We start from the raw sequence: 24,363 nt of genomic DNA on the forward strand, positions 1-24,363 counted from the left end.
GATGTCGATCCATGTCGCCGGCCGTCGTCGTGCGACGGCGTCGCTGACCGCCGCGTTCCCTGGCGCAGAGGTCGTCGATGTGACCTCCAAGGGACCGGAGCCGTGGGTGCGGCTGAGTCCGTTCTACCCGCACGGCGGCATCCCGGTCCCCTACTGCCAGGGGGTGACCAGCCAGTCCGTGGAGGGGATCTGGCAGGCCCTCAAGGTCTTCGAGGACTGCGACGTCGATCCCGCGAAGCTCAGGATCACCACGATGAAGGGGCTGAAGCGGACCGTGCGTCGGTTCGGCCCCGTCCAGGGGCACCGCACCGGTCTGCAGGGCGACCGGCTCCTGCCCTACGAGACGGCCCGGCGCCGGATCTACCTGCCGGCCTACCGATGGGTCCTCGAACACCGCGTGGCTGATCTGGTCGAGCGGATCCGCGCCATGAAGGATGTCGTACTCCTGGACTACACCACCAACGGCGACGTCACCGATCCCGCCGGCCCGCTCTCCCACGCTGCGCTCGTCCGACTGCACATAGAAGGGCGCTGGCCCCGAGAAGGTGACGCGGATGCCTTGTGACCTGGCCGGTGATCGAACGCGATGAGTGTCCCGGTGACGGGCCACCACCGCTCGACACCGCGACACAGGGCCTCCTGCCACTCGCTGGATTCGACGACCGCGAGCTGCCAAGAGGCCCTTCCACCGGGTCGCGGCACGCCGCGCGGATCGGCGGGTGTCGGTCAGGAAGTGGGCGCGGCGGTGCAGGGAGCGCTGCCGCAGACGTCGATGACCTGGCCGCTGTCGAGGAAGGCGGCCTTCTGGCGTCGCGCGGCGGGTGAGTTGCGCGGGTCGGAGTGGGGGTCGTGGCCGTAGGCCGGTTCGGTGGGTGGGGTGTTGGTGGTGGGCGGTGACGGCGTTCCGCTGTCCCACACCACCATGGCCGACCCGCGGTAGGGCAGGTTCCCGGCCGGCCGGATGCCCCAGTACGGGACCCGGTCCGGGCTGCGGCCCGTTGCCAGCGCGGGCGTGACCAGCCGTGCGCCGAGTGTACGGGCCTCCACCTCGGCGGCGATGTTCGCCACCTGGTGATCGCCGTACGCGATGTGCATCAGGACCTGGTGCCGGGGGGTGCCGGGCAGCGGGTCACGGGTGAGATGGCCGGCGTAGCCGTTGGTCTCGCCGTGGTCCCAGACCATCTGGGCGAGACCCAGGTACAGCTGCTGGTCGACCTTGTCCGGGTAGGTCAGGTCCAGCACGGCCTGGAAGAGGCCGAAATCGGCGCTGCGGTTGAGGAGCAGGCTGTAGTTCATGCCGGTGACCCCCAGCACGCCGCGGCGGATGTCGGGGGAGGCGGCGACGAGCGCACCCCCGAGGATGCCGCCTTGGCTGTTGCCGTCGTACACCAGACCCTGAGCGGCGTCGAGCAGCGGCTTGCCGTCGGCGGAGCGGAACGCCGGGTCGTCGGTGAATCCCCGGCTGTGGACGAGGGCCCGGCCGACGAAGAGGGCGTTCAGCATGCCCTGCTGGGTGCGCTCGGGGAGCGCCGGGAAGTGGCCGAGGTCGAGCATGGCGGCCACGGCGGTGGGCACGTCCTCCCCGGCCATACCGATCCAGTCGGTGGCGCAGAAGGTGATGTCGTGCTCGTTCGCCATCGCCTTGACGTTGCCCGCACCCACCTCCGAGCGGCTGCCGAACAGTCCGTGCCCGTACAGCGCGGGCCGCGACGGGCGGTCCAGTGCGCTGCGCGGGATCTCGCACCGGAAGGCCGCCTTCTGGACGTTCCCGGGCAGCCGGCTGGGCGTGCCGTCGGCAGCTCGGTTGAACAACGAGCCGGGTGGGCCGCCCGGAGCGTTCAGATAGCTGGGGACGGTGACCTCTCCGTTCACCTCCCGGGCTGTGCGCGGATCCTGCTCCTGGGTGAAGTCCTTCACCTGGGTGATGGTGTAGGCGGGTGCCGCGCCGCCCAGCTGCCGGAAGGCGTCGTCCCGGATGGCGAGGAGGTCGCCGGTGAGGCTCTTGGCCGAGGCGACGGTGAAGTCCCAGGCGAGATCGAGGCCGACGCTGCCGACGCCCGCGTGCCGCAGGTCCTTCAGGACCGCTTTGAGGGCGCGCTGACGGGCATGCAGCGGGTCGTCGTGCGGCAGGCCGGGCCCCGAGAGCCGGGCGAAGACAGCCGGCACCGGCAGCGGCCTGCCGGCAGAGTCCTTCAGACCGCGCAGGGCGACGGCGTAGCGGTGGCCCTCGGTGAAGTTCCGCGCCGGGTGGACGATCAGCGCCTGGCGGTCGGCGCTGCGGGCGTTCGCGTCCAGTTCGGCCCAATACGGCCACCGCTTGCCGGTGGCCGTGTCCACGATGACGATCGGGGCGTCGTCGTCCAGGGAGCGGCCGATGTCCGTGATCGGCGCGGCACCGGTGGACTCCAGGTCGAGGCCGGGGACGAGGGCGAGGAGGGCGGAGCCGGGTGAGAAGCCGTCGGCGCGGTTCCAGGCCGTGGGGTCGGCACGCTCGCCGTCCTGGTTGGCGGGCATGGCCTCCGCCTGGAACGCGACCCGGCGGCCGGTGGGCGTGGTGGGGTCGGCCCTGGTGTACCAGTCGTTGGGGAAGGGCAGCAGGCAGGGGGCCGCCGCGATCGGGTCGCAGCCGCCGCGGGCGGGCGCGTCCCCGGCCCGGGGGACGTCCCCTGCCGACCGGGCGTGCGCGGACGACGTGCCGGATGCGAACGGGGCGAGCACCAAGAGCAGGACGAGCAGCGCGGCGGGCGCCGTCCGGGGGCGGCCGGCACCCATCTCACGCCCCCGCCGACAGGACCTGGCCGATGATCCGCGCGTAGTTCTCCTCGCCGCGCCGGTTGGGGTGCAGCGGTGCCGCGAGGTCGGTGGGGACGAAGCCTTCTATCCACTTGTCCGCGGGATCCTGGCAGGTGTCGTGCCCCGCGCTGGGAGTGCGGACGTCGACGTAGGTGGCGCCGTGCGCGGACGCCTGGTCGGCGATCACGCGGTTCATGTGGTCGACACTGCCCTGCAGCCAGTCCGCGTCCTCGGGCAGCACGGGCACCAGCGGCCAGCAGCCACCGGACTTGATGTAGTCGCCGTACCCGGTGACCAGGATCCGGGCCTGGGGGGCGCGCTGGTGGATGCCGTCGAGCACGGCCGCGAGCTTCGGGCCGAACGCGTCGATGCGCTGGGCCTCCTGGTCCACCCCGTCCTTGATGTAGGACTCCTTGCACGGTGTCGCGGTCGGGTCCAGCCGGACGCAGTTCTGGCCGACGCCGACGAGGCCGGCATCGTTCCCGCCCACGGTGAGGGTGACCAGCGTGGTGTCGGAGGTGAGCGCGTCGAACTGCGGCGGTGCCTGTCCGGCCGGCACACCCAGGACGGAGAGCTTCTGGGACTTGGTCATGTGCTCGCTCGTCGCCCCGCTGCAGGTGACGTCCTTCAGGGTGGCGCCCAGGGACTGCGCCAGGTAGTGGGCGTAGTTGTGCGTGGAGCGGCCACAGCCCAGCGGCCCGGTGATGTCCGGGATGAGCGGGCCGGAGGCCATCGAGTCGCCCAGTGCCACGTACCGGCCGCCGCCGTCGGCGGCGGCCGGCGTGGCGCTCACGCCCAGCATCATGCCCATGGCCGCGGCGGCCCCGATGCCGGCCTTGACGAAGTGCCAAACGCCTGCGTTCGACTTAGAGTTCACAGCGGCTCCCAGATGCCGGGGAATGTGTCGCCGGTCATCATGCAGACGCAAGAGGCGGCCTTTAACTGGCCGGTAACGCAGAGTTCTCCTGGGGACGTTGTGACGCATAACAAGGACCGGGACCGTGGCGGCGCACCTCTGTCCATCGGCGGACGGCCGGTCGGCGCCCATCTGCGGGCCCGCGTTCCGAACCTCACCAAGCGCGTGCTGGAGCGTTTGCTGTCCGAGCTGCCCGCCTACGCCGAGCTGCCGTCCGAAGAAGTCGCCGGGGACATCGCGGACATCGTCCAGCGCAGTCTGCGGCTGTTCGCCGACGTTCTGGAGCGCCGCGCCCCGCCCCGGGGCGACGAACTCACCCGGCAGCGCGACTCCGCCGCCCAACGGGCCGACGAGGGGGTGCCTCTGGACGCCATCCTCAGCGCCTACCAGATCGGAACGGAGATGGGCTGGGCCGAGATCACCGGCAGGGCCGGCCCCCTCGACCTGGCGGATCTCCAGGAGGCCCTGGCCCATCTGTTGGTCTTCCAGCGGCAGTTGACGGCCGTCGTCAGCGCCGCCTACCTGGAGGCCCGGACGATCATCGACAGCCAGGAGCAGGTGGGCCGGAACGCCCTGATGGCGGCCCTGCTGGCAGGAGAGCCCCTGGAGCACCTCACCCGGCGCACCGGATTACGCCTCGCGCCGCACTACGTCGCGATGAGCCTGTCCCTGGGCCGGCACCAGGATGAGAACGGCCCCGGCCCACGGGCCAGGATCGCGGCCCGCCGCAAGATCCGCCGCGTACAGTCCGCACTCGACCACTTCGCGGGCGAAACCTGCCTCACCGCCCTCGACCCGACCGGCGGCACCGCGCTCATGCCCGTCACCGCCGCGCCGCCCTGGGACGAACTGTGCGAACTGGTCGACCACATGGCCCGCACGACCGGTACGTCCATCACCGCGGCAGCCGCCGTCACGGCGCCCGCCGCGCTTCCCTCCGCCATCACCCAGACCTCGGAAATCGTGGACCTGGTCCGCCGCACCGGTCGGCGGCCCGGCCTGTACCGGCTGGCCGACGTACTGCTCGACTACCAGCTCAGCCGCCCCAGCGAAGCGCTCAGCGGCCTCGCCCTGCTCCTCCAGCCGCTCGACCGCAAACCTGAACTCCTCCGCACGCTGGAGACATACCTCCACCACGACCTCGACCGCCGCAGCACCGCCGCCACCCTGCATGTCCACCCCAACACCGTGGACTATCGCATCCGCCGCATCGCCCACCTCACCGGTCTCCACCCCAGCCGGCCCGCCGACTGGCAGCACCTCAACGCGGCGCTCGTCGCCCGCAGGACCCTGAGCCGGGCGACGGCGGCGGAGCACCCGACGGCACAGTGAAGTTCCTCGGGTCCAGGTGCCGGCGGCGGAAGCGCGGAGGTTCTCGCGTCACCTTCGCCAGAACAGGTGGTGCGTCACGCCACTCGGGCTGGGCACGACCTCCAGGTGGAACCGGTCGAGCAGCTCGTCGGGGGACTCCCAGAGCCGCAGTCCGGGCCCGAGCTTCACCGGCGAGACCGCCACATGCATGGTGTCGACGAGGCCGGCGTCGAGGAACTGCCGGATGGTGGTGACCCCGCCGCCGAGTCGGACGTCCTTGCCCTGCGCCGCCTCCCGCGCCTGTTCGAGCACCGTGGCCGGGTCGCCGTCGACGAAGTGGAACGTGGTGTCGGAGAGCGCGAACGACGGACGCGTGTGGTGCGTCATGACGAACACCGGAGTGCGGAACGGGGGCTCCTCCCCCCACCAGCCGCGCCACTCATGGTCCTGCCAGGGCCCGCGCTGCGGGCCGAACTTGTTACGGCCCATGATCTCGGCGCCGATGTTGCGCGCGAAGTCTCGTGTGAAGTAGTCGTCGAGGCCCCGGCTCCCCCCGGGATCCGTGCGCATGGGCCAGCTCGCCGTGGCTCCGGCCCAGCCGAACAGTCTCTCGGGACGGTCGTAGCCGAACGGCCGCTCGAGACTCTGGTGCTCACCGGCACCGAGTCCCTCACTCGAGACGTTGAAGTTCATGACTCTCAGCAGTTGATCCACGTTCTTCCTCGTCAGGTCCTGTCGCGTCATCGCGCGGCGGGGCGCCGCACACCCTGACGTCGAACGGCACGTGGCCGGATCGACAGCGGCCCCCAGCTCTTTTCTCACGGGAGCGCGAAGTGGCGCAGCCACACGTAGACCAGGGAGACCGCCACGGTCGCCGCGGTCACGACGAGACCGTACTTGGTGAACTGCCAGAAGGAGATGGGCTGCCGGTTGCGTTCGGCGATGCCGAGGACCACGACGTTCGCGGAGGCGCCGATGGCGGTGGCGTTGCCGCCCAGGTCGGCACCGAGGGTGAGCGCCCACCACATGACGTGGTCGCCCGCGCCGCCCATGTCGCGCACCAGGTCGCTGGTGATGGGGGCCATGGTGGCGACGTACGGGATGTTGTCGACGATGCCCGACAGCACCGCCGAGCCTCCGAGCAGGGTGAGCGAGCCGCCCAGCTCGTTGCCGCCGATGGCGTCCGCCAGGTGCCGGGAGATCTCGCTGACGACGCCGGTGTCGATGAGGCCGCCGATCATGACGAACAGACCGGCGAAGAAGGCGAGCGTGGGCCACTCCACCTCGGCCAGGACGTCCTGCGTCTCGACGGCCGACACGGCGACGAGCAGACCGGCACCGAGCAGGGCCACGATGCTGGGTTCGTAGTGGAGTACCGGATGGAGGACGAAGCCGGCCACGACCGCGGCGAGGACGACGAGTCCCTGGACGAGCAGCTTCGGGTCGCTGATGGCCTCTCGCTCCTCCAGGGCCATGATCTCGGCGGCGCGGTCCTCGTCGTAGACGAAGGACCTGCGGAACATCACCCGGCAGAGCAGGAGGAGCACGGCCACCAGCACGACGGCGAGCGGGGCCAGGTGGACGAGGAAGTCGTTGAAGGCGAGGCCGGCCCGGCTGGCGATGATGATGTTCGGCGGGTCGCCGACCAGGGTCGCCGTACCGCCGATGTTGGAGGCCATGACCTCGGCGATGAGAAACGGGGCCGCGGGCAGCGCGAGGCGCTCGCACACCAGCAGCGTGACCGGGGCGACCAGCAGCACCGTGGTGACGTTGTCCAGCAGTGCCGAGGCCAGTGCCGTGATGACGACCAGCATGGCCATGACCCGGAACGGTCTGCCGCGGGCCCGCTTGGCCGCCCAGATCGCCAGGTACTCGAACACGCCGGTCCGCTTCAGCACGCCGACGATCACCATCATGCCCATGAGCAGGAAGATGACGTTCCAGTCGATGCCGGAGTCCGCGGAGTAGAACGCCGAGACGTCGTCGGTCGCCCCGATCGCCAGCATCAGGCCCGCGCCGCCGAGGGCCACGGCGACGCGGTGGATCTTCTCGCTGATGATCAGAGCGTACGCGCCGGCGAAGACGACGATCGCGGCCCAGCCGAGCCAGTCGTTCACGTTCCTCCGGTCTTTGCGCCAGGGGCCGGCGGGGCCGCGGTCGGGGGGACGTCCGCGTCGTCGCGTCCGTCCGGGACGCCCGTCAGGTCCTCCACGTCGAAGGCACGGGCGATCGGCACGTCGGTGGAGCTGTGGGCGACGATCGAGAAGGCGATGCAGACGGCGGTCAACGTGAACGCCTTCTCGGCCTGCGGGATGCCGGACCGCAGCACCAGCAGCCCGTACACCACCGACGCGAAGCCCTTGGGGCCGAACCAGGCCGCCACAAGCTTCTCCCGCCGGGAGAGACGCGTGCCGAGCAGCGACAGCAGCAGCGAGGCCGGACGGATCAGGAAGATCGCCAGGATCACCGCCGCGTACCCGCCGAGCGACAGGTCGCCGAACAGCCGCGGGGTCAGCAGTGCGCCGAACACCAGCAGTGCCGCGAACTTCGCCAGCTCCGCCAGCGCCTCCCCCAGCGGCTCGAAGGACCTCTGCGCCTCCGGGGAGACATGCGCGAGGGCCGCGCCCGCCGAGAACGCCGCCAAGTACGGGTTGGCGTGCGTGAGGTGGCAGGCGGCGTACAGGATGATGCCGGTCGCCAGCGGCAGCAGCGGCTGCAGTCCGGGCTCCGCGCCCAGCAGCCGGAAGCGCACCAGCCCGTTGACGCACAGGGGCAGCACGACACCGAAGAGCAGACCGAGCATCAGCTCCACGACGATCTTCCCGGGGGACGCCTCCAGGCCGGCGGCCGTCGGACCGGCCGCGGCAATGAGGGCATGCCCAGGCCGAGGGCCCGTGCCGGGTTCCTCCAGTTGGCGCGCAGCTTCGGCAGCGAGACGTGCATGCCGTCGGTGAACAGCACCGCGAACAGGGCCAGGTCGGCCGTCACCGACACGATCTCGCTGTCGGGAGTGATGTGGATCAGGCCGAGGAAACCGTCACTGACGAGCGCGCCTCCGACCAGGAACAGCAAGGACGTGGACAGCACCGTCCGTGCCGCAAGGCCCGACAACAGCACCGCCACCAGCAGCGCAACGCCGAACACCACCACCAGCACCATGGAAACGCCCCGATCGGAAGAGAGAGAACTGTCCCCTGCTCGCCGACCAGGCTTCCCGGCACACCGGGAGGAACCTTACCTGTCCTTGGTGCGTCTTTGACAGGCCCGTTACGTGCAGCCCTCAGTGCTCCGCATTGCGGCGATCCGGCAATGCGGGCACCTCCGAAACAACCCTCACGAGGCGGCGAGCAGCAGTCGCTCCAGCAAGTGAGCGGCCGTGATCACGCCGAGCAGCCGCACGCCGGCCTCGTCCTCCTCCACCACCGCCACCAGCGGACTGCGCGCCTGCGCCATCAGCGCCGCGACCTCCAGCGCGGTCGCGTCGCACTCGGCCACGGGCGGCGCCGGCACACTCTTCGACAGGCAGTCACGCACCGTGCGGCCCTGGAGCGCCTGGCAGAGCCGGTCGGCATGGCGCTCGTCGATCACCGCGGCCAGCGTCGGATCGTCGATGACGTACGCCGGCACCAGGATCTTGATCATCTGGGAGGCGGGCAGGATCGCCTTCGGCGCGCCTCCCTCGTCGACGACGAGCAAGGCGGGCGCCTTGTGTCGGGCCATCAGCCGTGCCGCCGCCAGGGCGTCGGTGTCGACGCCGACGGTCTCGCACTCCTCTGCCAGGTCTCGTGCCCGCACGGTCGGCTCCCGATTCGTTCCGTCTGCCGTTGGAAGATGGCGTCACGCGGTCGCCACTCGGACCGGCTGCCGCGCGGAGACGGCCCGAGGCAGGGACGATACGGCAATCGCCGTGCCGGATGACCGCGTCGGCGGACTCCGGCGGCGACTCCGGCGGCGACTCCGGCGGCGGGAACGTCACCGGGCCTCACCCACGTCGTCCGTGACCGACCGTGCCGACGCAGCAGCCGTCCACCGCATCGGGGACCCGATGTGAGACGGTCTGCACGCCGGTGAAACGGACTGACCACTGACGGACGCGCCCAACGACCGGACGCGGCACCGGCCGTGATCACTGCGGGATGCGGCCCATCTCGGCGGTGAAGGGCACGGGGTCGCTGTCGAAGCCCCGGATCATCTCGTGCATGTCCCACGCTCCGGTCTCGTTCCTGGTGAACTCGGCGACCGTGGCGGCTGTGGCGTCGGCGACCTGGGTGAAGTCGTCCGCCAGCAACTGCCTGTATCCCTCGTTGACGACCACCCCCGCGTGGGCGATGTCACCGAAGGTGCGGGGGCCGCCGTCCTGGTGGATGGCCACCCCGACCACCACCCGCCCGTAGACGGACGACAGCCGCTCGAACTCCAGCACCATCACCTCGACGAACCCCAAGCCCATGCCGGTCTGACTGTGCCGGATCATGTTGATGGTGCCGTCCGGTGACCGGCTGTCGTAGTGCACGACATACGCCGGCCAGCCGTAGGGATCGTCCGCCGGGTACGTCGCCGCGATGATGTCGAGGTGCCGGGGCGGCTCCCCGTACGGACTCGGATCCCACCGCAGCCGCACCTCGACCTTGCCCAGCCCCTGGCCCCCACCACTCACCCTGCCGCTCCCTCCCAGGACCACCGCGAGACCTACTTACATGGTCGAGTATGCGTTCTCGGCGGGGCTGTTGCCCCGGCAGCCGCTGGTGCATGATCGATCGGCGTGCCGCTGATCACAGGCGGGGCACGGAAGTCACCACGGGACACCGCAGGGGGATCGGTATGAAACGTCGCTGGGTCAGGATCTTGGCGATCACGGTTGTGGTGCCGGCCGTACTCTTCACGGTTGCCGACCGCGTCTGCGTGCACTACGCGAACGACGAGGCCGCTCAGCTCGTCAAGGAGAAGTACGGCTACGGCAACACCACCGATGGCCGGCTGGACGTGTCGATCGAAGGCTTCCCCTTCCTGACCCAGGCGTTCGCCCAGGACTTCGGCCACGTCGAGCTGACGGCGCGGCAGTTCCTCGTCGACACCACGACCAACACCCCAGGGAGCTACCTGCACATCAGGCAACTCCGTCTCGACCTGCGCGGTGTGACGGTGACATCACTGACGGCACGCCACGCGGAGGCGAACCTCGCGACCGGCACGCTGACCCTGTCGTACGAGGAACTGTCCGGTGTGGTGACGCGGTTGGCCGGCAAAGGGGGGTCGGTCAAGGTGTCACAGGCCCCGGGGTCGGCCGGTCAGGCGGCACGCGTCAAGGTCACCGGCACGGCCGACGGAACCGTCCTGACCAGCACGGGCACACTCCTGGCCCAGGGCACGGAAGTCTCCCTGAACATACCCGGTGCCGAACGGGCATCGGTCGTGTGGCGGGTCGGGCTCCCGGAAGGCGTCGGCTTCACGTCGGCACGTGCCACCTCCGAAGGCGTCGAGATCGGCATGGTCGGCCACCAGGTCAACCTCGGCGCGTCGCGCTTCACGAGATGAGCCCGTCCCGCCGCCCAGGCGTCACGTCGCGGTGACCGGCAGCACGTCCGGGGACAGTGCCGCCGCCCGGGCCGCGGCGCTCGTCATCCGCCTGCGGTGATGACGCCGGCAGAGCACCTCGTACCCCACCTCGGCCGCCGACCGGTCCACATCGCCCACGACCACCTGCTCCCCCTCGACCACCATCTCCCCACCCACCGTGCGCGCATTGTGCGTCGCCCGGGCGCCGCACCAGCACATCGCCTCCACCTGCAACGTCTCCAGACGATCGGCAAGCTCGATCAGACGCTGCGAGCCGGGGAACAGCCTCGTCCGGAAATCGGTGGTGATACCGAACGCGAAGACGTCCAGCTCCAAGTCGTCCACGATCCGGGCCAGTTGGTCGATCTGCCCGGCAAGCAGGAACTGCGCCTCGTCCACGATCACGTAATCGACCCGGCCACCCCGGGACAACTGCTCGACCACATACCCGTACAGATCCAGCCCCGGCCCGGCCTCCACCGCATCGGTCACCAGCCCCAGACGCGACGACAGCTTGCCCTCACCCGCACGATCGTCACGCGTGAAGATCAGCCCCTGCAGACCACGCGCCGTCCGATTGTGCTCGATCTGCAGCGCCAGGGTCGACTTCCCGCAGTCCATCGTCCCTGAGAAGAACACCAGCTCGGGCATGAGGAGTTGAAGACCTTTCGGAGCGGGGGTCAGGGAGCGTGCGGGGTCGTCGTGAGCCTACTGGGCCACGGGACGCGCGCCGTGCTCAGGTGCGGACTTCCAGCAGCGGCACCAGCTGTTCCGCGGGCGTCAGAGACCCGTGGTTGCCGACCATCGCCGACTCCTTCGGTTCCCGCTCGGACGCGATGATCAGCACGTCGTCACGGGCCGCCGCGACCACGTCCCCGATGCGTGCGTAGACCCGTTCGTCGACGTGCGGACCGAACCAGCCCGCCGCGATCGCCTCGTCCCGCGAGGCCACCCAGAACTGCTCGCCGAGGACCTCCCGCCAGCAGGTCAGAACGTCGTTCTCGGCGCCCGGGAGGGCGTAGACGTGCCGGGCGCGGCCCTCGCCGCCCAGCAGGGCCACTCCGGCGCGCAGCTCCCAGTCCTGGTCGAAGTCGATGCGGTGCCGTTCGTCGAACGGAACGTCGATCATCCCGTGGTCGGCGGTCACGTACAGGGCGGTGCGCGGCGGCAGCTGCTCGGCGAGGCGCTGCACGAGCCGGTCGACGTACATGAGCTGGCCGTGCCAGGCGTCCGAGTCGATGCCGAAACGGTGGCCGGCACCGTCGAGCTCGGAGTAGTACGTGTAGACGAGCGAGCGGTCGCCCGCGGCCAGTTGCTCGGCCGCCAGGTCCATACGGTCCTCGCCGGTCAGCCGCCCGTGGAACGTTCCGCCGCTCAGCGCGACCTTGGTCAGCGGGGTGTTCTCGAAGGCCGGGGAGGACACCTGTGCCGTGTGGACGCCGGCCGCGTCGGCGAGCTGGAAGACCGTCGGGTACGGCTGCCACGCCCGCGGGGAGGTCCACGGCTGCCAGCGGAGCTGGTTCATCAGCTCGCCGGTCTCCGGGTTGCGCACGGTGTAGCCGGGCAGGCCGTGCGCCCCGGGCGGCAGACCGGTGCCGACGCAGGCGAGCGAGGTCGCTGTGGTCGCCGGGTAGCCCGCGGTGATCGGGCGGCCGGTGCCGCCGCGGGAGGACGGCAGGAGCGAGGCCAGGAAGGGCGCGTCGTCGGGGTGTGCGTTCAGCTGCAGCCAGCCGAGCCCGTCGATCAGGAAGACACAGGCCCGGTCGGCGGCGGCGAGTTCCCGTATGCCGGCCGTCCGGCCCGGTACCTCCATGCCCGCGGCGAGGGTGGGCAGCAGGTCGGCGAGCGAGCCGGTGCCGTACTCGGGGACGGGTGCGGAGCCGACGGCGAGCGGCTCCGGGTGCTGGTCCCAGGTGGGCAGTGCCATCAGCGGGTGAGGTCCGCGGTCGCCTCGGAGAGGGACTGTGCGAAGGCGAGCGCCTGGCGCACCGTCTCCGGACCGTCGCCGGCCTCGCTGACGCGGAGGCTGAGATCGTCGGCCGTCGAACTGCCCGTGTAGCCGTGGTCCGCCTCGCAGTTGGGGTCGCCGCAGGCGGCGGGCTCCAGGTCGATGCGGGAGACGGCGCCCCAGCCGATGGTCAGGACGACCTCACGGGGCAGCGTGCCCGGCGTGTACGACTCCGGGTGGGCGACGACGCGGCTGACGACGACCGACGAGATCCGTCCGAGCTTCACGGATTCGGTCGACGTCGTCGCGTAGGGGGTCGGGGAGGTGTCGTCCGCGGCCTGCTCGTCGGTGTGGCTGACGATGAAGCGGGTGCCGGTGAGAACCAGCACGGTCACATGCCGGCGCACCTCGTTCGCGTCGAAGGTCGTCTCCTGGTGGACCAGATACGACCGGATGGGCTCGCCGCCCACGGCGGCTTCCACCGCCTCGGCCACGAGGGCCGGGTAGTAGCCGCTGCGCTCGATCGCCGCGCGCAGCCCCTGGGTCGTCGTACTGGTCTTGGCCATGACGTCCATCCTAGTCCGTGGGTACGGCCGCTCCGGGACGTCGTCGGCGTCCGGTCCGTTCGAGCGGCGAGGCGATGCACGGGGCCGCGGGCCGGCCGCCGGGGAATCGGTCCGTCAGTACACCGGGAGCGTCCTCGGGCCGAGGTCGTCCCGGGCGGGCGGAGGCCCGAGCCGCACGGTGGCGTCGAGGACGCTCAGGCCGTGCGGGGCGACGACGACGGGCTCCAGGGTGACCGCGACGACCTCCGGGTGGTCGTCGACCAGCCGGGACACGCGCAGCATCAGCTCTTCGAGGGCGGGTGTGTCGACGGGGTCGGAGCCGCGCCAGCCGAACAGGAGGGGGGCCGTCCGGATCGACCGCACCAGGGAGGCGGCGTCACGGTCCGTGACCGGGATCAACCGGTGCGCCATGTCGCCGAGCAGCTGGGAGGCGGCCCCGGCCAGCCCGAACGACAGCACGGCGCCGGCCGCCGGGTCGATGACGGCCTGGATGAGGGTGTCGACACCGCGGGGCGCCATGACCTGCACGACCGGCCGGGTCTCCTCGGGCGGCCCGAACAGCTCGGTCAACTCGGCGTACGCCCGCCTCAGTTGTTCCTCGTCGGCCAGATCCAGCCGCACCCCGCCCAGGTCGGCGCGGTGGCGCAGGTGGGGAGCGGTCGCCTTCAGGGCCACCGGGTAGCCGATCGCCCGGGCGGCCCCGACGGCGGCCTCCGGCGTGGGTGCCGGCAGCGCCTTGCGCACGTGGATGCCGTAGCGCGCGAGCAGGTCGCAGGTCTCGTCCGTGCCGAGGGCCGGTCCCTCGTCCCGCGCGAGCAGCCAGCCGATCAGGTCGGCGGCGCCCTTCTCGTCGATGTCGTCGTACTCGGGCACCTTGCCCGGCTCGGCGGCCTCGCGCCGCCACTGGGCGTACTCGACGGCCTCCGCGAGGGCCCTGACGGCGCGTTCGGCGGCGGGATAGGCGGGGATGAGTCGGGCCCCGGGCGGTGCCGCCACCGGGGTGACCGGCCGCTCCACGGGCCGTGCCAGGTCGCTCCGCTGGGCCTGCGGCGACGTGCCGGCCGCCCTGGACAGCGCCCCCGCGATCCCGCCCATCTCGACGTGCGCCACGAGGACCGGCTTGGCCGGGGCCGCCGCCGCGGCCGACCGGAGCGCCTCCGCCAGCGCCGCGTCCTGGGTGTGGTTCTCGCCGACCGCCGGTATCGCCGTCACCACGACGGCATCGCACGAGTCGTCGGCCAGCGCCGCCGACAGCGCCCGGTGGAAGTCCTCGGCGGAGGCCGCCGTCGTCAGGTCGAGCGGCCGCGACGGCCGCAGCCCCTCGGTCAGGCACGCGTCGTACGTCAGCAGCCCCAGCGACTCGGAGTTCCCGAGGATGGCCACCCGCGGCCCGGCCGGCAGCGGCTGGCGGGCCAGCAGCAGCCCCGTGTCCACCAGCTCGGTGATCGTGTCCACCCGGAGCACGCCGGCCTGCCGCAGCAGGGCGGACACCGTGGCGTGCGGCAGCCGTGTGGCCCGTACGGCATGCCCCTGCGGCGCGCCCCCGTGCCGCGCTCCCTGCACGACGACCAGGGGTTTGGCCAGGGCCGTCCGGCGGGCGAGGCGGGTGAACTTGCGCGGGTTGCCGATGGACTCCAGGTACATCAGGGCGACATCGGTGTCCGGGTCGTCGTACCAGTACTGCAGGACGTCGTTGCCCGACACGTCCGCCCGGTTCCCGGAGGAGACGAAGGTCGACACGCCCGTGACCCCGGTGACGCCTCCCCCGCGCCGCTGAAGCCGCGACAGCAGCGCGATCCCGATGGCACCGGACTGGGCGAAGAGTCCGATGCGCCCCGGGCGCGGCATCTCGGGCGCCAGGGACGCGTTGAGCCGGACCGAGGGTGAGGTGTTGATGATCCCGAAGGCGTTCGGCCCGATGATCCGCATGCCGTACGACCGGGCCCGGCGCACCAGTTCCCGCTGCCGCCGCCGTCCCTCCTGGCCGCTCTCGGCGTATCCCGCGGAGACCACCACGAGCCCCTGCACCCCGTGCTCGCCGCACTCGGTGACGACCTCGGGAACACGCTCCGCGGGCACGGCGACGACGGCGAGGTCGACCGGCTCGGCGATCTCGCGGACGGAGCGGTGGGCCGGGACCCCGTCGAGTTCCTGCTGCCCGTCGGGGAACGCCCTGTTCACCGCGTACAGGCGGCCGGTGAAGCCGGCGTCCCGGAGGTGGTCGAGCACGCTGCGGCCCACTCCCCCGGGCGCGCGGCCCGTGCCGATGACCGCGACCGAGCCGGGCGCGAGCAGCCGCTTGACCGACCGCGCCTCGGCCCGCTGCTCCCGCGCGCGCTGCACGGCGAGCGACCGGTCGGTGGGCTCCAGGTCGAACTCCAGCCGGACGACGCCGTCCTCGAAGCTGCGCTTCTGCCGGTACCCGGCGTCCGTGAACACCTTGATCATCTTGGTGTTGGCGGGCAGCACCTCGGCGGTGAACCGGCGGATGCCGCGCTCCCGGGCCACCGCGGCGATGTGCTCGAGGAGGGCCGACGCGACCCCGCGCCCCTGGTGGGCGTCCTGGACCAGGAAGGCGACCTCGGCCTCGTCGGTCGGCCCCGCGGCGGGCCGGCCGTCGGCGCCGATGCGGTCGTAGCGCACGGTGGCGATGAACTCGCCGGCCACCGTGGCGGCGAGTCCCACCCTGTCCACGAAGTCGTGGTGGGTGAAGCGGTGGACGTCCTTGGCGGACAGGCGAGGGTACGGCGCGAAGAAGCGGTAGTACTTCGACTCGTCCGAGACCTGCTCGTAGAAGCTGACGAGGCGCTCGGCGTCGTCGGCGGTGATGGGCCTGATGCGCGCGGTGCCGCCGTCGCGCAGCACCACGTCGGCCTCCCAGTGGGCGGGATACTCGTGCCGGTCCGACGCGATCTGCATGGGCCCCAGGGTAAGGCTCGCGTCCGGCGCCGGCGCGGGGCGGTCCGGGGGAACCGTTTGGGAACCGTCCGGGAACCGTCCGGGAACCGTCCGGGCCCCCGGGACACGACCGGCATCCCTTCCGGGCGCGCCTCACCGTATGGGAAACTGGTCTAGACAAGATTGACACCTGAAGGGCAGCATCACATGGCTGAGCGCCGCGTCAACGTCGGCTGGGCCGAGGGCCTCCACGCCCGCCCCGCCTCCATCTTCGTCCGGGCGGCCACGGCCTCCGGAGTCCCCATGACGATCGCCAAGGCCGGCGGCAACCCCGTCAACGCCGCATCCATGCTGGCGGTTCTCGGTCTGGGCGCCCAGGGCGGCGAGGAGATCGTGCTCGCCTCCGAGGCGGAGGGGGCGGACGCCGCGCTCGACCGCCTGGCCAAGCTGGTGGCCGAGGGGCTCGAGGAGCTTCCCGAGACCGTCTGACCCTTCCCTCCCCGCGGTGCGGCGGAGCCTCGTCGGCTTTCACGGCGGACGCGGCTCCGCCGCATTCGTGTCTCTCGGCCGGGGGACGTGCCCGTTCGGCACCACCGCGCGCGCATTCCGCGGGGTGCGCAGAAAATCCCCGAGGCGCACACGAATCACCCACGCGGCTATTTCCACGGCCATGCGAAAAACGGGCAGCCCGAATAGCCCCCGTCGAATATCCCTCTTTGTATACGGTGCTCGTGTTAATACCGAGGCCCCGAGATGTTTACGGCTTGTTGCGAAGTCCTCACACGGTCCGTCCGGTCTCCCGCGCCGGGGAAGCGGAGGCGGTGCGCGGCGGTCGCGCGCTCGGTGTGCAGCGCCGTGAGGGTCCGCGCCCGCTCGCCGTCCCCGCGCGCGACGGCGTCCACGATGCCGCCGTGTTCGGCCCAGGACTCCACGGGGTCGGCCGGCGCCTCCACCGCGTACATCCAGGCGATCTTGTGCCGCAGCTGGGCGAGCGTCGAGGTCAGCGCGGGGCTCCCGCATGCCTGTGCGAGCGTCTCGTGGAACCAGCCGCCCAGCGAGCGCAGATCGTCGCTGTTGCCCTTCCTGGCCCGCTCCTGCCCCAGCCGGACCAGGCCCCGCAGCACCTTCAGATGGGCCTCGGTGCGCCGCTGCGCGGCCCGCGCGGCCCCGAGCGGCTCCAGCAGCATCCGCATCTCCAGGAGGTCGGCGGCCTCCCGCTCGGTGGGTTCCGCCACGCACGCGCCGGCATGCCTGCGGGTGACGACGAAGCCCTCGGCCTCCAGCGTGCGCAGGGCCTCGCGCACGGGGACGCGCGAGACGCCGTAGCGACGCGCGAGGAGTTCCTCGGTGAGCCGGGCGCCCCGCTCGTAGACACCCGCGACGATGTCATCACGGATCGCCGTGCATACCGAGTGCGCCGGAATACGCATGTCCGACCTCCGCCTTAATCCCCGTGAAACGCCGCCGCTCGGCGGGTGTTCAGCCGACTCTATTGCAGCGGGCCGGAATTTCCGACGGCGGACCGGAATCCATGGATATTTTTTGGACAGCAGTCCTTCGAAACGACGATGACCCCGGCCCGTCGGCCGAGGTCATCGGACACCCGCACCCCATCGGGACGCGCGGTCAGACGTTCACACCGTGGGCCCTGAGGTAGGCGACGGGGTTGATGTCCGAGCCGTACTCCGGGGTCGTACGCGCCTCGAAGTGCAGGTGCGGCCCGGTCACGTTGCCGGTGGCCCCGGAGAGGGCTATCTGCCGGCCGGGGGTGACCCGCTGGCCCACGGAGACGCCGATGGACGACAGGTGCCCGTACTGCGTGTAGGTGCCGTCGTTCATCCTGATGACGATCTGGTTGCCGTACGCGCCGCCCCAGCCCGCCTCGACGACGGTGCCGGCGCCGACCGCGTGCACGGGCGTGCCCGTCGCGGCGTGGAAGTCGATGCCGGTGTGGGTACCGGAGGACCACAGGGAGCCGCCGGTGCGGTAGCCGGTGGAGACGTACGAGCCGTGGATCGGCGCCACGTACGCGTTCAGGCGCCTGCGCTCAGCCTCGCGGGCGGCGCGCTCCTTCGCCGCACGCTCCTTCGCGGCCTTCTCCGCGGCCCGCCTGCGCGCGGTCTCCTCGGCCGTCTTCTGTTCGGCGGCCTGCTTCTGGGCCGCGGCCTGGGCGTCGATCGTCTCGGCGACCGAGTCGCCGAGCGAGACGGCCCGCATCAGTCCGGTCTGCTCGACGGGGTCGCCGGCCGCGAACGCGGGGGCGGACAGGGTGCCGATGACACCGGTCGTGGTGAGCGCCGCGACACCCACGGCGTTCGTGGTCGTGCGCTTCACGCGGCTCGGACGGCGGTGCTTCCCGCCGGCGCAGGTGAACGCCATGAAGTGACTGGTCCTTTCCTTCCCTCTCGCCTACCGGGTTAGCTGACGGGTTCGGAGCAGGAAGGTCTCCTACGGGCGGCGCCCGATTCACCCCAGGGACTGCGGTGGGTCCCCGGCTCCCCTGGCTCGCGCCGTACGGGGACTCGGCGATGACTGTCCGGTGCCGCGGACGCGGCCTACTGCCTGACGGACAGCCGGACCGACGCTAAGCGCGGCCTTTCCCGATCGACAAACCGAGCCCGGGATTTGTAGCGCATCCCACAGGGCAGAAGGGCAACCTCCGTGGCAATGCGGACAAAACACCGACGACAGGGGCCCCGGTGACCGAACAGTCACCGGGGCCCCTCGGGACGCCGTCGCCGTGCGCGCGTGTCCTCCACGGTTCCACGCGCGCGTACCCGCCCTCCTACTCGGCCGGGACGACGCTCACTTCGCCGATGCCGAGCGCCTCGACCGGCTCCGCGATCTTCGCCGCGTCGCCGACCAGGACGGTCACCAGACGGTCCACCGGGAACGCGTTCACGACCGCGGCCGTGGCCTCCACCGTGCCCGTGGCGGCGAGCGTCTGATACAGCGTCGCCTGGTAGTCGTCCGGAAGGTGCTGCTCGACCTGGTCGGCGAGCGTGCTCGCGACGGCCGCCGCGGTCTCGAACTTGAGCGGCGCCACCCCCACCAGGTTCTGCACGGCGACATCGCGCTCGGCGTCCGTCAGCCCCTCGGCCGCCAGGGTGCGCAGCACCTTCCACAGGTCGTCGAGCGCCGGGCCGGTGTTGGGCGTGTCGACGGAGCCGCTGATGGCGAGCATCGCCGCACCGGTCCCGTCGGGCGCGGAGCGCAGTACCTGGCCGAACGCCCGCACGCCGTAGGTGTAGCCCTTCTCCTCGCGCAGGACGCGGTCCAGGCGGGAGGTGAGGGTGCCGCCGAGGCAGTAGGTGCCGAGCACCTGCGCGGGCCACACCCGGTCGTGGCGGTCGGCACCGACACGCCCGATGAGCAGCTGCGTCTGGACGGCACCGGGGCGATCCACGATGATCACCCGGCCGGTGTCGTCGGCGGTCACCGGCGGCACGGCGCGCGGCTTGGCGGGCGCCCCCGTCCAGGCGCCGAGGGTCTCGCCCAGCAGTGCGTCCAGGTCGACCCCGGTGAGGTCGCCGACCACGACGGCGGTGGCCGTCGCGGGCCGCACATACCGCTCGTAGAAGGCGCGGACGGCCGCGGAGTCGATGCGCTCGACCGTCTCCTCGGTGCCCTGGCGCGGGCGCGACATGCGCGAGGAGGCGGGGAACAACTGCCTGGACAGCTCCTTGGCGGCGCGCCGGGCCGGGTTGGCGGTCTCGTGCGGGATCTCGTCGAGGCGGTTGCGCACCAGGCGCTCGACCTCGCTGTCCGCGAACGCCGGCGACCTCAGGGCGTCGGCGAGCAGCCCGAGCGCCTTCGGGAGGCGGGACACGGGCACTTCCAGGGAGAGGCGGACGCCGGGGTGGTCGGCGTGCGCGTCGAGCGTGGCGCCGCAGCGCTCCAACTCGGCGGCGAACTCCTCGGCGGAGTGCTTGTCGGTGCCCTCGGAGAAGGCGCGCGCCATGATCGTGGCGACGCCGTCGAGGCCGGCCGGCTCGGCGTCCAGGGGCGCGTCGAGGAGCACCTCGACGGCCACGACCTGCTGGCCCGGGCGGTGACAGCGCAGCACGGTCATGCCGTTGTCGAGCGTGCCACGCTCGGGGGCCGGGAACGCCCACGGCCTGGCCTCGCCGGGCTGGGGCTGCGGGTGGAAGTCCATGGTCGCGAGCTCGCTCACTTCGCCGACTCCTCGTCATTGCGGTTGCCTTCGCCGGCGGTGCCTTCGGCGGTGGTGCCTTCAGCGGTGCCTTCGGCGGTGGTGCCTTCAGCCGTCTCCTCGGCCTCGGCCGCGACCGGCTCGTACACGAGCACCGCGCGGTTGTCGGGGCGCAGCCGGGCCTGGGCGACCGCCTGCACCTCCTCCGCGGTGACGTCGAGCACGCGCTGGACGGCGGTCAGGGCGAGCTGGGGGTCGCCGAAGAGGACGGCGTAGCGGCACAGTTCGTCGGCGCGGCCCGCGACCGTGCCGAGCCGGTCCAGCCACTCGCGCTCCAACTGGGCCTGGGCGCGCTCCATCTCCTCGGTCGTGGGGCCCTCCTCGGCGAACCGGGCGAGCTCCTCGTCGATGGCCGCCTCGATGACGGGTACCTCGACGTCGCCGGAGGTCTTCACGTCGAGCCAGCCCAGGGACGGCGCCCCGGCCAGCCGCAGCAGGCCGAACCCTGCGGCGACGGCGGTGCGGTCCCGCCGTACGAGCCGGTTGTACAGACGGGATGACTCGCCGCCGCCGAGGACGGTGAGCGCGAGGTCGGCCGCGTCGCACGCGCGCGTGCCGTCGTTCGGCAGCCGGTAGGCGGCCATCAGGGCGCGCGCCGGGACCTCCTCCTCGACGACCTCGCGCAGCTGCGCGCCGATGACGTCGGGCAGCGAGCCGTCGCGCGGCGCGGGCTTGCCGTCGTGCGAGGGGATGGACCCGAAGTACTTCTCGACCCAGGCGAGGGTCTGCTGCGGGTCGATGTCGCCGACGACGGACAGGACGGCGTTGTTGGGCGCGTAGTAGGTGCGGAAGAACTCCCGCGCGTCCTCCAGGGTGGCCGCGTCCAGGTCCGTCATCGACCCGATCGGCGTGTGGTGGTAGGGGTGGCCCTCCGGGTAGGCGAGCGCGGTCAGCTTCTCGAAGGCGGTGCCGTACGGGACGTTGTCGTAGCGCTGGCGGCGCTCGTTCTTCACGACGTCCCGCTGGTTCTCCATGGACTCGTCGTCGAGGGCGGCCAGCAGCGAGCCCATGCGGTCGGCCTCCAGCCAGAGGGCGAGCTCGAGCTGGTGGGTCGGCATGGTCTCGAAGTAGTTGGTGCGCTCGAAGCTCGTCGTGCCGTTCAGCGAGCCGCCCGCGCCCTGCACCAGCTCGAAGTGGCCGTTGCCCTTGACCTGGCCCGAACCCTGGAACATCAGGTGCTCGAAGAGGTGGGCGAGGCCGGTGCGGCCCCGGACCTCGTGGCGGGAGCCGACGTCGTACCAGAGGCACACCGCCGCGACCGGGGTCAGGTGGTCCTCGGAGAGCACCACGCGCAGGCCGTTGGACAGGCGGTGCTCGGTCGCTGTCAGGCCGCCGGAGCCTGCCTCGGCTGTGGCCGTGTGACCCATGGGCATGTACGTCCCTTCGATCGCGGAAACTGTCGGGGAAACCGCGGTTTCCTGCCGGTCCTGTCACTGTATGCAAGCGTGCGCGCGGGTGGCCAAGTTCCCGTGCCCCGTACGCCGAGAGCGAGACCAGGATTACGGGGGGTGGAGGACGAGGACGAGCACGCGGTTGACGCGGAGGCGGGAGCGGGGCTCGTCCCGAGCGGCCGGAGGCGCCGTGCGGAGCCCTCCCGCCCTGGGCTCCCGAGGGAGCCGGTCACGGGATGTCGGTGCGGCGGTCCACAATGGTCCGCGTCAGATTCCGTTCATGCCCCGCGCAGACCGTGAAGGAGCCGGCAGCAATGGCCCGCCGCAGCACGAGGACCCAGCCGCCCGGCGACTCGTACGAGGAGAAGATCCTCGACATCGACGTCGTCGACGAGATGAAGGGCTCCTACCTCGAGTACGCGTACTCGGTCATCTACTCCAGGGCCCTGCCGGACGCCCGCGACGGCCTCAAGCCGGTGCACCGGCGCATCGTCTACCAGATGAACGAGATGGGTCTGCGCCCCGACCGCGGTTACGTGAAGTGCGCCCGCGTCGTCGGCGAGGTCATGGGCAAGCTGCACCCGCACGGCGACGCGTCCATCTACGACGCCCTGGTACGGATGGCCCAGCCCTTCTCCATGCGCGTCCCGCTGGTCGACGGCCATGGCAACTTCGGCTCGCTGGGCAACGACGACCCGCCCGCCGCCATGCGGTACACCGAGTGCCGCATGGCCGAGGCGGCGAGCCTGATGACCGAGTCGATCGACGAGGACACCGTCGACTTCGCGCCCAACTACGACGGCCAGGAGCGGGAGCCCGAGGCCCTTCCGGCCGCCTTCCCGAACCTGCTGGTGAACGGCGCGTCGGGCATCGCGGTCGGCATGGCCACGAACATGCCGCCGCACAACCTGCGCGAGGTGATCACGGCCGCCCGCCATCTGATCAGGTACCCGGCCGCGGACCTGGACACCCTGATGAAGCACGTCCCCGGCCCCGACCTGCCCACCGGCGGCCGCATCGTCGGCCTGTCCGGCATCCGCGACGCGTACGAGACGGGCCGCGGCACCTTCCGGATCCGCGCCACCGTCACCGTGGAGGACGTGACGGCGCGCCGCAAGGGCCTGGTCGTCACGGAGCTGCCCTTCAGCGTCGGCCCCGAGAAGGTGATCTCCAAGATCAAGGACCTGGTCGGGTCGAAGAGGCTGCAGGGCATCGCCGACGTCAAGGACCTCACCGACCGTGAGCACGGCCTGCGTCTGGTCATCGAGATCAAGAACGGCTTCGTGCCCGAGGCGGTCCTGGAGCAGCTCTACAAGCTGACGCCGATGGAGGAGTCCTTCGGCATCAACAACGTGGCGCTCGTCGACGGCCAGCCGCTCACCCTGGGCCTGAAGGAGCTGCTCGAGGTCTACCTCGACCACCGCTTCGACGTCGTACGGCGCCGCTCGGAATTCCGCCGCGGCAAGAAGCGCGACCGGCTCCACCTGGTCGAGGGCCTGCTGACGGCGCTGGTGGACATCGACGAGGTCATCCGCCTGATCCGCTCCAGCGAGAACTCGGCGCAGGCCAAGGAGCGCCTGATGCGCCGCTTCTCGCTGAGCGAGGTCCAGACGCAGTACATCCTCGACACGCCGCTGCGCCGCCTCACCAAGTTCGACCGCATCGAACTGGAGGCGGAGAGGGACCGGCTCACCGCCGAGATCGAGGAGCTGACCCGGATCCTGGAGTCGGACGCGGAGCTGCGCAAGCTGGTCTCCGCCGAACTCGCCGCGGTGGCGAAGAAGTTCGGCACCGACCGGCGCACGCTGCTGCTGGAGTCCTCCGGCGCCCCGGCCCAGGGGGTCCCCCTCCAGGTCGAGGACGCACCGTGCCGGGTGCTGATGTCGTCGACCGGCCTGCTGGCACGCACGACCAACGGCGACCCGTTCGCGGAGGACACCGACGGCAGGCGCACCAAGCACGACCTGATCGTCTCCGCCGTCCCGGCCACCGCACGGGGTGAGGTGGGCGTGGTGACGTCCGCCGGACGGCTGCTGCGGCTGAACGTGATCGACCTCCCGCAGCTGCCGGACACGGCGGCGCGGCCGAGTCTGTCGGGGGGCGCGCCGGTCTCGGAGTTCGTCTCCCTGGAGGCGGGCGAGACGGTGGTGTGCCTGAGCACGCTGGACGAGTCCTCGCCGGGCCTCGCGCTCGGCACGGAGCAGGGCATCGTCAAGCGGGTGGTCCCCGACTACCCGGGCAACAAGGAGGAGCTGGAGGTCATCACCCTCAAGGAGGGCGACCGGATCGTCGGCGCGGTCGAGCTGCGCACGGGCGAGGAGGACCTGGTCTTCGTCACGGACGATGCGCAACTGCTGCGCTATCCGGCCTCCCACGTGCGCCCGCAGGGCCGTCCCGCGGGCGGCATGGCGGGCATCAAGCTCTCGGAAGGCGCCAAGGTGATCTCGTTCACGGCGGTGGATCCGGCGGTCGACGCGGTGGTCTTCACGGTCGCCGGTTCGCGCGGCACGCTGGACGACTCGGTCCAGACGACGGCCAAGCTGACGCCGTTCGACCAGTTCCCGCGCAAGGGCCGCGCCACGGGCGGGGTGCGCTGCCAGCGGTTCCTGAAGGGCGAGGACTGCCTGTCGGTGGCCTGGGCGGGCGCCGCTCCGGCGCGGGCCGCGCAGAAGAACGGCATGCCGGCCGAGCTGCCGGAGATCGACCCGCGCCGGGACGGCTCCGGCGTGTCGCTGCCGAAGACGGTGGCGGCCGTGGGGGGACCGGTGTAG

19 protein-coding genes, 1 pseudogene and 1 riboswitch are annotated in these 24,363 nt (G+C 71.6%); of the genes and pseudogenes, 5 read left to right on the forward strand and 15 right to left on the reverse strand.

Annotated features, from left to right (window positions below; genetic code table 11):
• The first annotated feature begins 1 nt into the window (after position 1).
• Complete coding sequence (locus tag ACFYMU_RS22900; RefSeq protein WP_388376080.1) at positions 2-565, forward strand: DUF6939 family protein; 564 nt, start codon at positions 2-4, stop codon at positions 563-565.
• A gap of 161 nt (positions 566-726) precedes the next feature.
• Here the strand turns inward: ACFYMU_RS22900 and ACFYMU_RS22905 are convergent, their stop codons facing one another.
• Complete coding sequence (locus ACFYMU_RS22905; RefSeq protein WP_388376082.1) at positions 727-2,772, reverse strand: hypothetical protein; 2,046 nt, start codon at positions 2,770-2,772, stop codon at positions 727-729.
• A 1-nt stretch (position 2,773) separates the two neighbouring features.
• Positions 2,774-3,670, reverse strand: a complete 897-nt coding sequence (locus ACFYMU_RS22910; protein WP_388376086.1) for an SGNH/GDSL hydrolase family protein — start codon at positions 3,668-3,670, stop codon at positions 2,774-2,776.
• A 138-nt stretch (positions 3,671-3,808) separates the two neighbouring features.
• Here ACFYMU_RS22910 and ACFYMU_RS22915 point away from each other — a divergent pair, with 138 nt between their 5' ends.
• Entirely contained in the window at positions 3,809-5,041 is a 1,233-nt protein-coding gene (locus ACFYMU_RS22915) for a PucR family transcriptional regulator (RefSeq protein WP_388376244.1), read from the forward strand.
• 48 nt (positions 5,042-5,089) lie between these two features.
• On the opposite strand, the gene ACFYMU_RS22920 is transcribed toward ACFYMU_RS22915, so the two are convergent.
• The 5 genes and pseudogenes from ACFYMU_RS22920 to ACFYMU_RS22940 all read right to left on the reverse strand — a co-directional run bounded on the left by ACFYMU_RS22920 (position 5,090) and on the right by ACFYMU_RS22940 (position 9,677).
• The gene (locus tag ACFYMU_RS22920) at positions 5,090-5,734 is read right to left on the reverse strand and encodes a dihydrofolate reductase family protein (RefSeq protein ID WP_388376089.1); all 645 of its coding nucleotides are present in this window, start codon (positions 5,732-5,734) and stop codon (positions 5,090-5,092) included.
• 104 nt (positions 5,735-5,838) lie between these two features.
• Positions 5,839-7,137, reverse strand: coding sequence for an SLC13 family permease (locus ACFYMU_RS22925; RefSeq protein ID WP_388376092.1), 1,299 nt, complete (start codon positions 7,135-7,137; stop codon positions 5,839-5,841).
• Positions 7,134-8,179: pseudogene (locus ACFYMU_RS22930) on the reverse strand (cation:proton antiporter). Before ACFYMU_RS22930 ends, ACFYMU_RS22925 begins: the two are co-directional and overlap by 4 nt.
• Positions 8,180-8,353: 174 nt before the next feature.
• Positions 8,354-8,815, reverse strand: coding sequence for a CBS domain-containing protein (locus ACFYMU_RS22935; protein ID WP_388376095.1), 462 nt, complete (start codon positions 8,813-8,815; stop codon positions 8,354-8,356).
• 331 nt (positions 8,816-9,146) lie between these two features.
• Positions 9,147-9,677, reverse strand: a complete 531-nt coding sequence (locus ACFYMU_RS22940; RefSeq protein ID WP_388376097.1) for a TerD family protein — start codon at positions 9,675-9,677, stop codon at positions 9,147-9,149.
• A gap of 188 nt (positions 9,678-9,865) precedes the next feature.
• On the opposite strand from ACFYMU_RS22940, the gene ACFYMU_RS22945 reads away from it, so the two are divergent.
• Positions 9,866-10,555 (forward strand): DUF2993 domain-containing protein, encoded by a 690-nt coding sequence (locus tag ACFYMU_RS22945; RefSeq protein WP_388376099.1) that lies wholly within the window; start codon positions 9,866-9,868, stop codon positions 10,553-10,555.
• A gap of 21 nt (positions 10,556-10,576) precedes the next feature.
• Here the strand turns inward: ACFYMU_RS22945 and ACFYMU_RS22950 are convergent, their stop codons facing one another.
• The 4 genes from ACFYMU_RS22950 to ACFYMU_RS22965 all read right to left on the reverse strand — a co-directional run bounded on the left by ACFYMU_RS22950 (position 10,577) and on the right by ACFYMU_RS22965 (position 16,009).
• Positions 10,577-11,227 carry a thymidine kinase gene (locus tag ACFYMU_RS22950; RefSeq protein WP_388376101.1) on the reverse strand — a complete coding sequence of 217 codons (651 nt, stop codon included), beginning with the start codon at positions 11,225-11,227 and terminating at the stop codon, positions 10,577-10,579.
• 85 nt (positions 11,228-11,312) lie between these two features.
• Positions 11,313-12,503: an alkaline phosphatase family protein gene (locus ACFYMU_RS22955; protein WP_388376104.1), complete on the reverse strand. Its 1,191-nt coding sequence runs from the start codon at positions 12,501-12,503 to the stop codon at positions 11,313-11,315.
• The gene (locus tag ACFYMU_RS22960) at positions 12,503-13,090 is read right to left on the reverse strand and encodes a DUF5998 family protein (protein ID WP_388376106.1); all 588 of its coding nucleotides are present in this window, start codon (positions 13,088-13,090) and stop codon (positions 12,503-12,505) included. The genes ACFYMU_RS22955 and ACFYMU_RS22960 overlap by 1 nt, the downstream gene beginning before the upstream one ends.
• Before the next feature lie 114 nt (positions 13,091-13,204).
• Complete coding sequence (locus tag ACFYMU_RS22965; RefSeq protein WP_388376109.1) at positions 13,205-16,009, reverse strand: GNAT family N-acetyltransferase; 2,805 nt, start codon at positions 16,007-16,009, stop codon at positions 13,205-13,207.
• A 186-nt stretch (positions 16,010-16,195) separates the two neighbouring features.
• Between ACFYMU_RS22965 and ACFYMU_RS22970 the strand changes: the two genes are divergently transcribed.
• Positions 16,196-16,477: an HPr family phosphocarrier protein gene (locus tag ACFYMU_RS22970; RefSeq protein WP_388376112.1), complete on the forward strand. Its 282-nt coding sequence runs from the start codon at positions 16,196-16,198 to the stop codon at positions 16,475-16,477.
• Between the two features lie 245 nt (positions 16,478-16,722).
• On the opposite strand, the gene ACFYMU_RS22975 is transcribed toward ACFYMU_RS22970, so the two are convergent.
• From ACFYMU_RS22975 to ACFYMU_RS22990, 4 genes are all read right to left on the reverse strand, one after another.
• Entirely contained in the window at positions 16,723-17,418 is a 696-nt protein-coding gene (locus tag ACFYMU_RS22975; protein ID WP_388376115.1) for a GntR family transcriptional regulator, read from the reverse strand.
• A 196-nt stretch (positions 17,419-17,614) separates the two neighbouring features.
• Positions 17,615-18,367 carry a M23 family metallopeptidase gene (locus ACFYMU_RS22980; protein ID WP_388376117.1) on the reverse strand — a complete coding sequence of 251 codons (753 nt, stop codon included), beginning with the start codon at positions 18,365-18,367 and terminating at the stop codon, positions 17,615-17,617.
• A gap of 12 nt (positions 18,368-18,379) precedes the next feature.
• Positions 18,380-18,526: riboswitch (cyclic di-AMP (ydaO/yuaA leader) on the reverse strand.
• A gap of 247 nt (positions 18,527-18,773) precedes the next feature.
• Positions 18,774-20,162, reverse strand: a complete 1,389-nt coding sequence (locus tag ACFYMU_RS22985; RefSeq protein WP_388376120.1) for a M16 family metallopeptidase — start codon at positions 20,160-20,162, stop codon at positions 18,774-18,776.
• Complete coding sequence (locus tag ACFYMU_RS22990) at positions 20,159-21,574, reverse strand: M16 family metallopeptidase (RefSeq protein WP_388376122.1); 1,416 nt, start codon at positions 21,572-21,574, stop codon at positions 20,159-20,161. The genes ACFYMU_RS22985 and ACFYMU_RS22990 overlap by 4 nt, the downstream gene beginning before the upstream one ends.
• A gap of 332 nt (positions 21,575-21,906) precedes the next feature.
• Between ACFYMU_RS22990 and ACFYMU_RS22995 the strand changes: the two genes are divergently transcribed.
• Entirely contained in the window at positions 21,907-24,363 is a 2,457-nt protein-coding gene (locus ACFYMU_RS22995; protein ID WP_388376124.1) for a DNA topoisomerase (ATP-hydrolyzing) subunit A, read from the forward strand.

The sequence above is a fragment of the Streptomyces sp. NPDC007264 genome (assembly GCF_042869095.1).
In the GTDB taxonomy this organism is placed as follows: domain Bacteria; phylum Actinomycetota; class Actinomycetes; order Streptomycetales; family Streptomycetaceae; genus Streptomyces.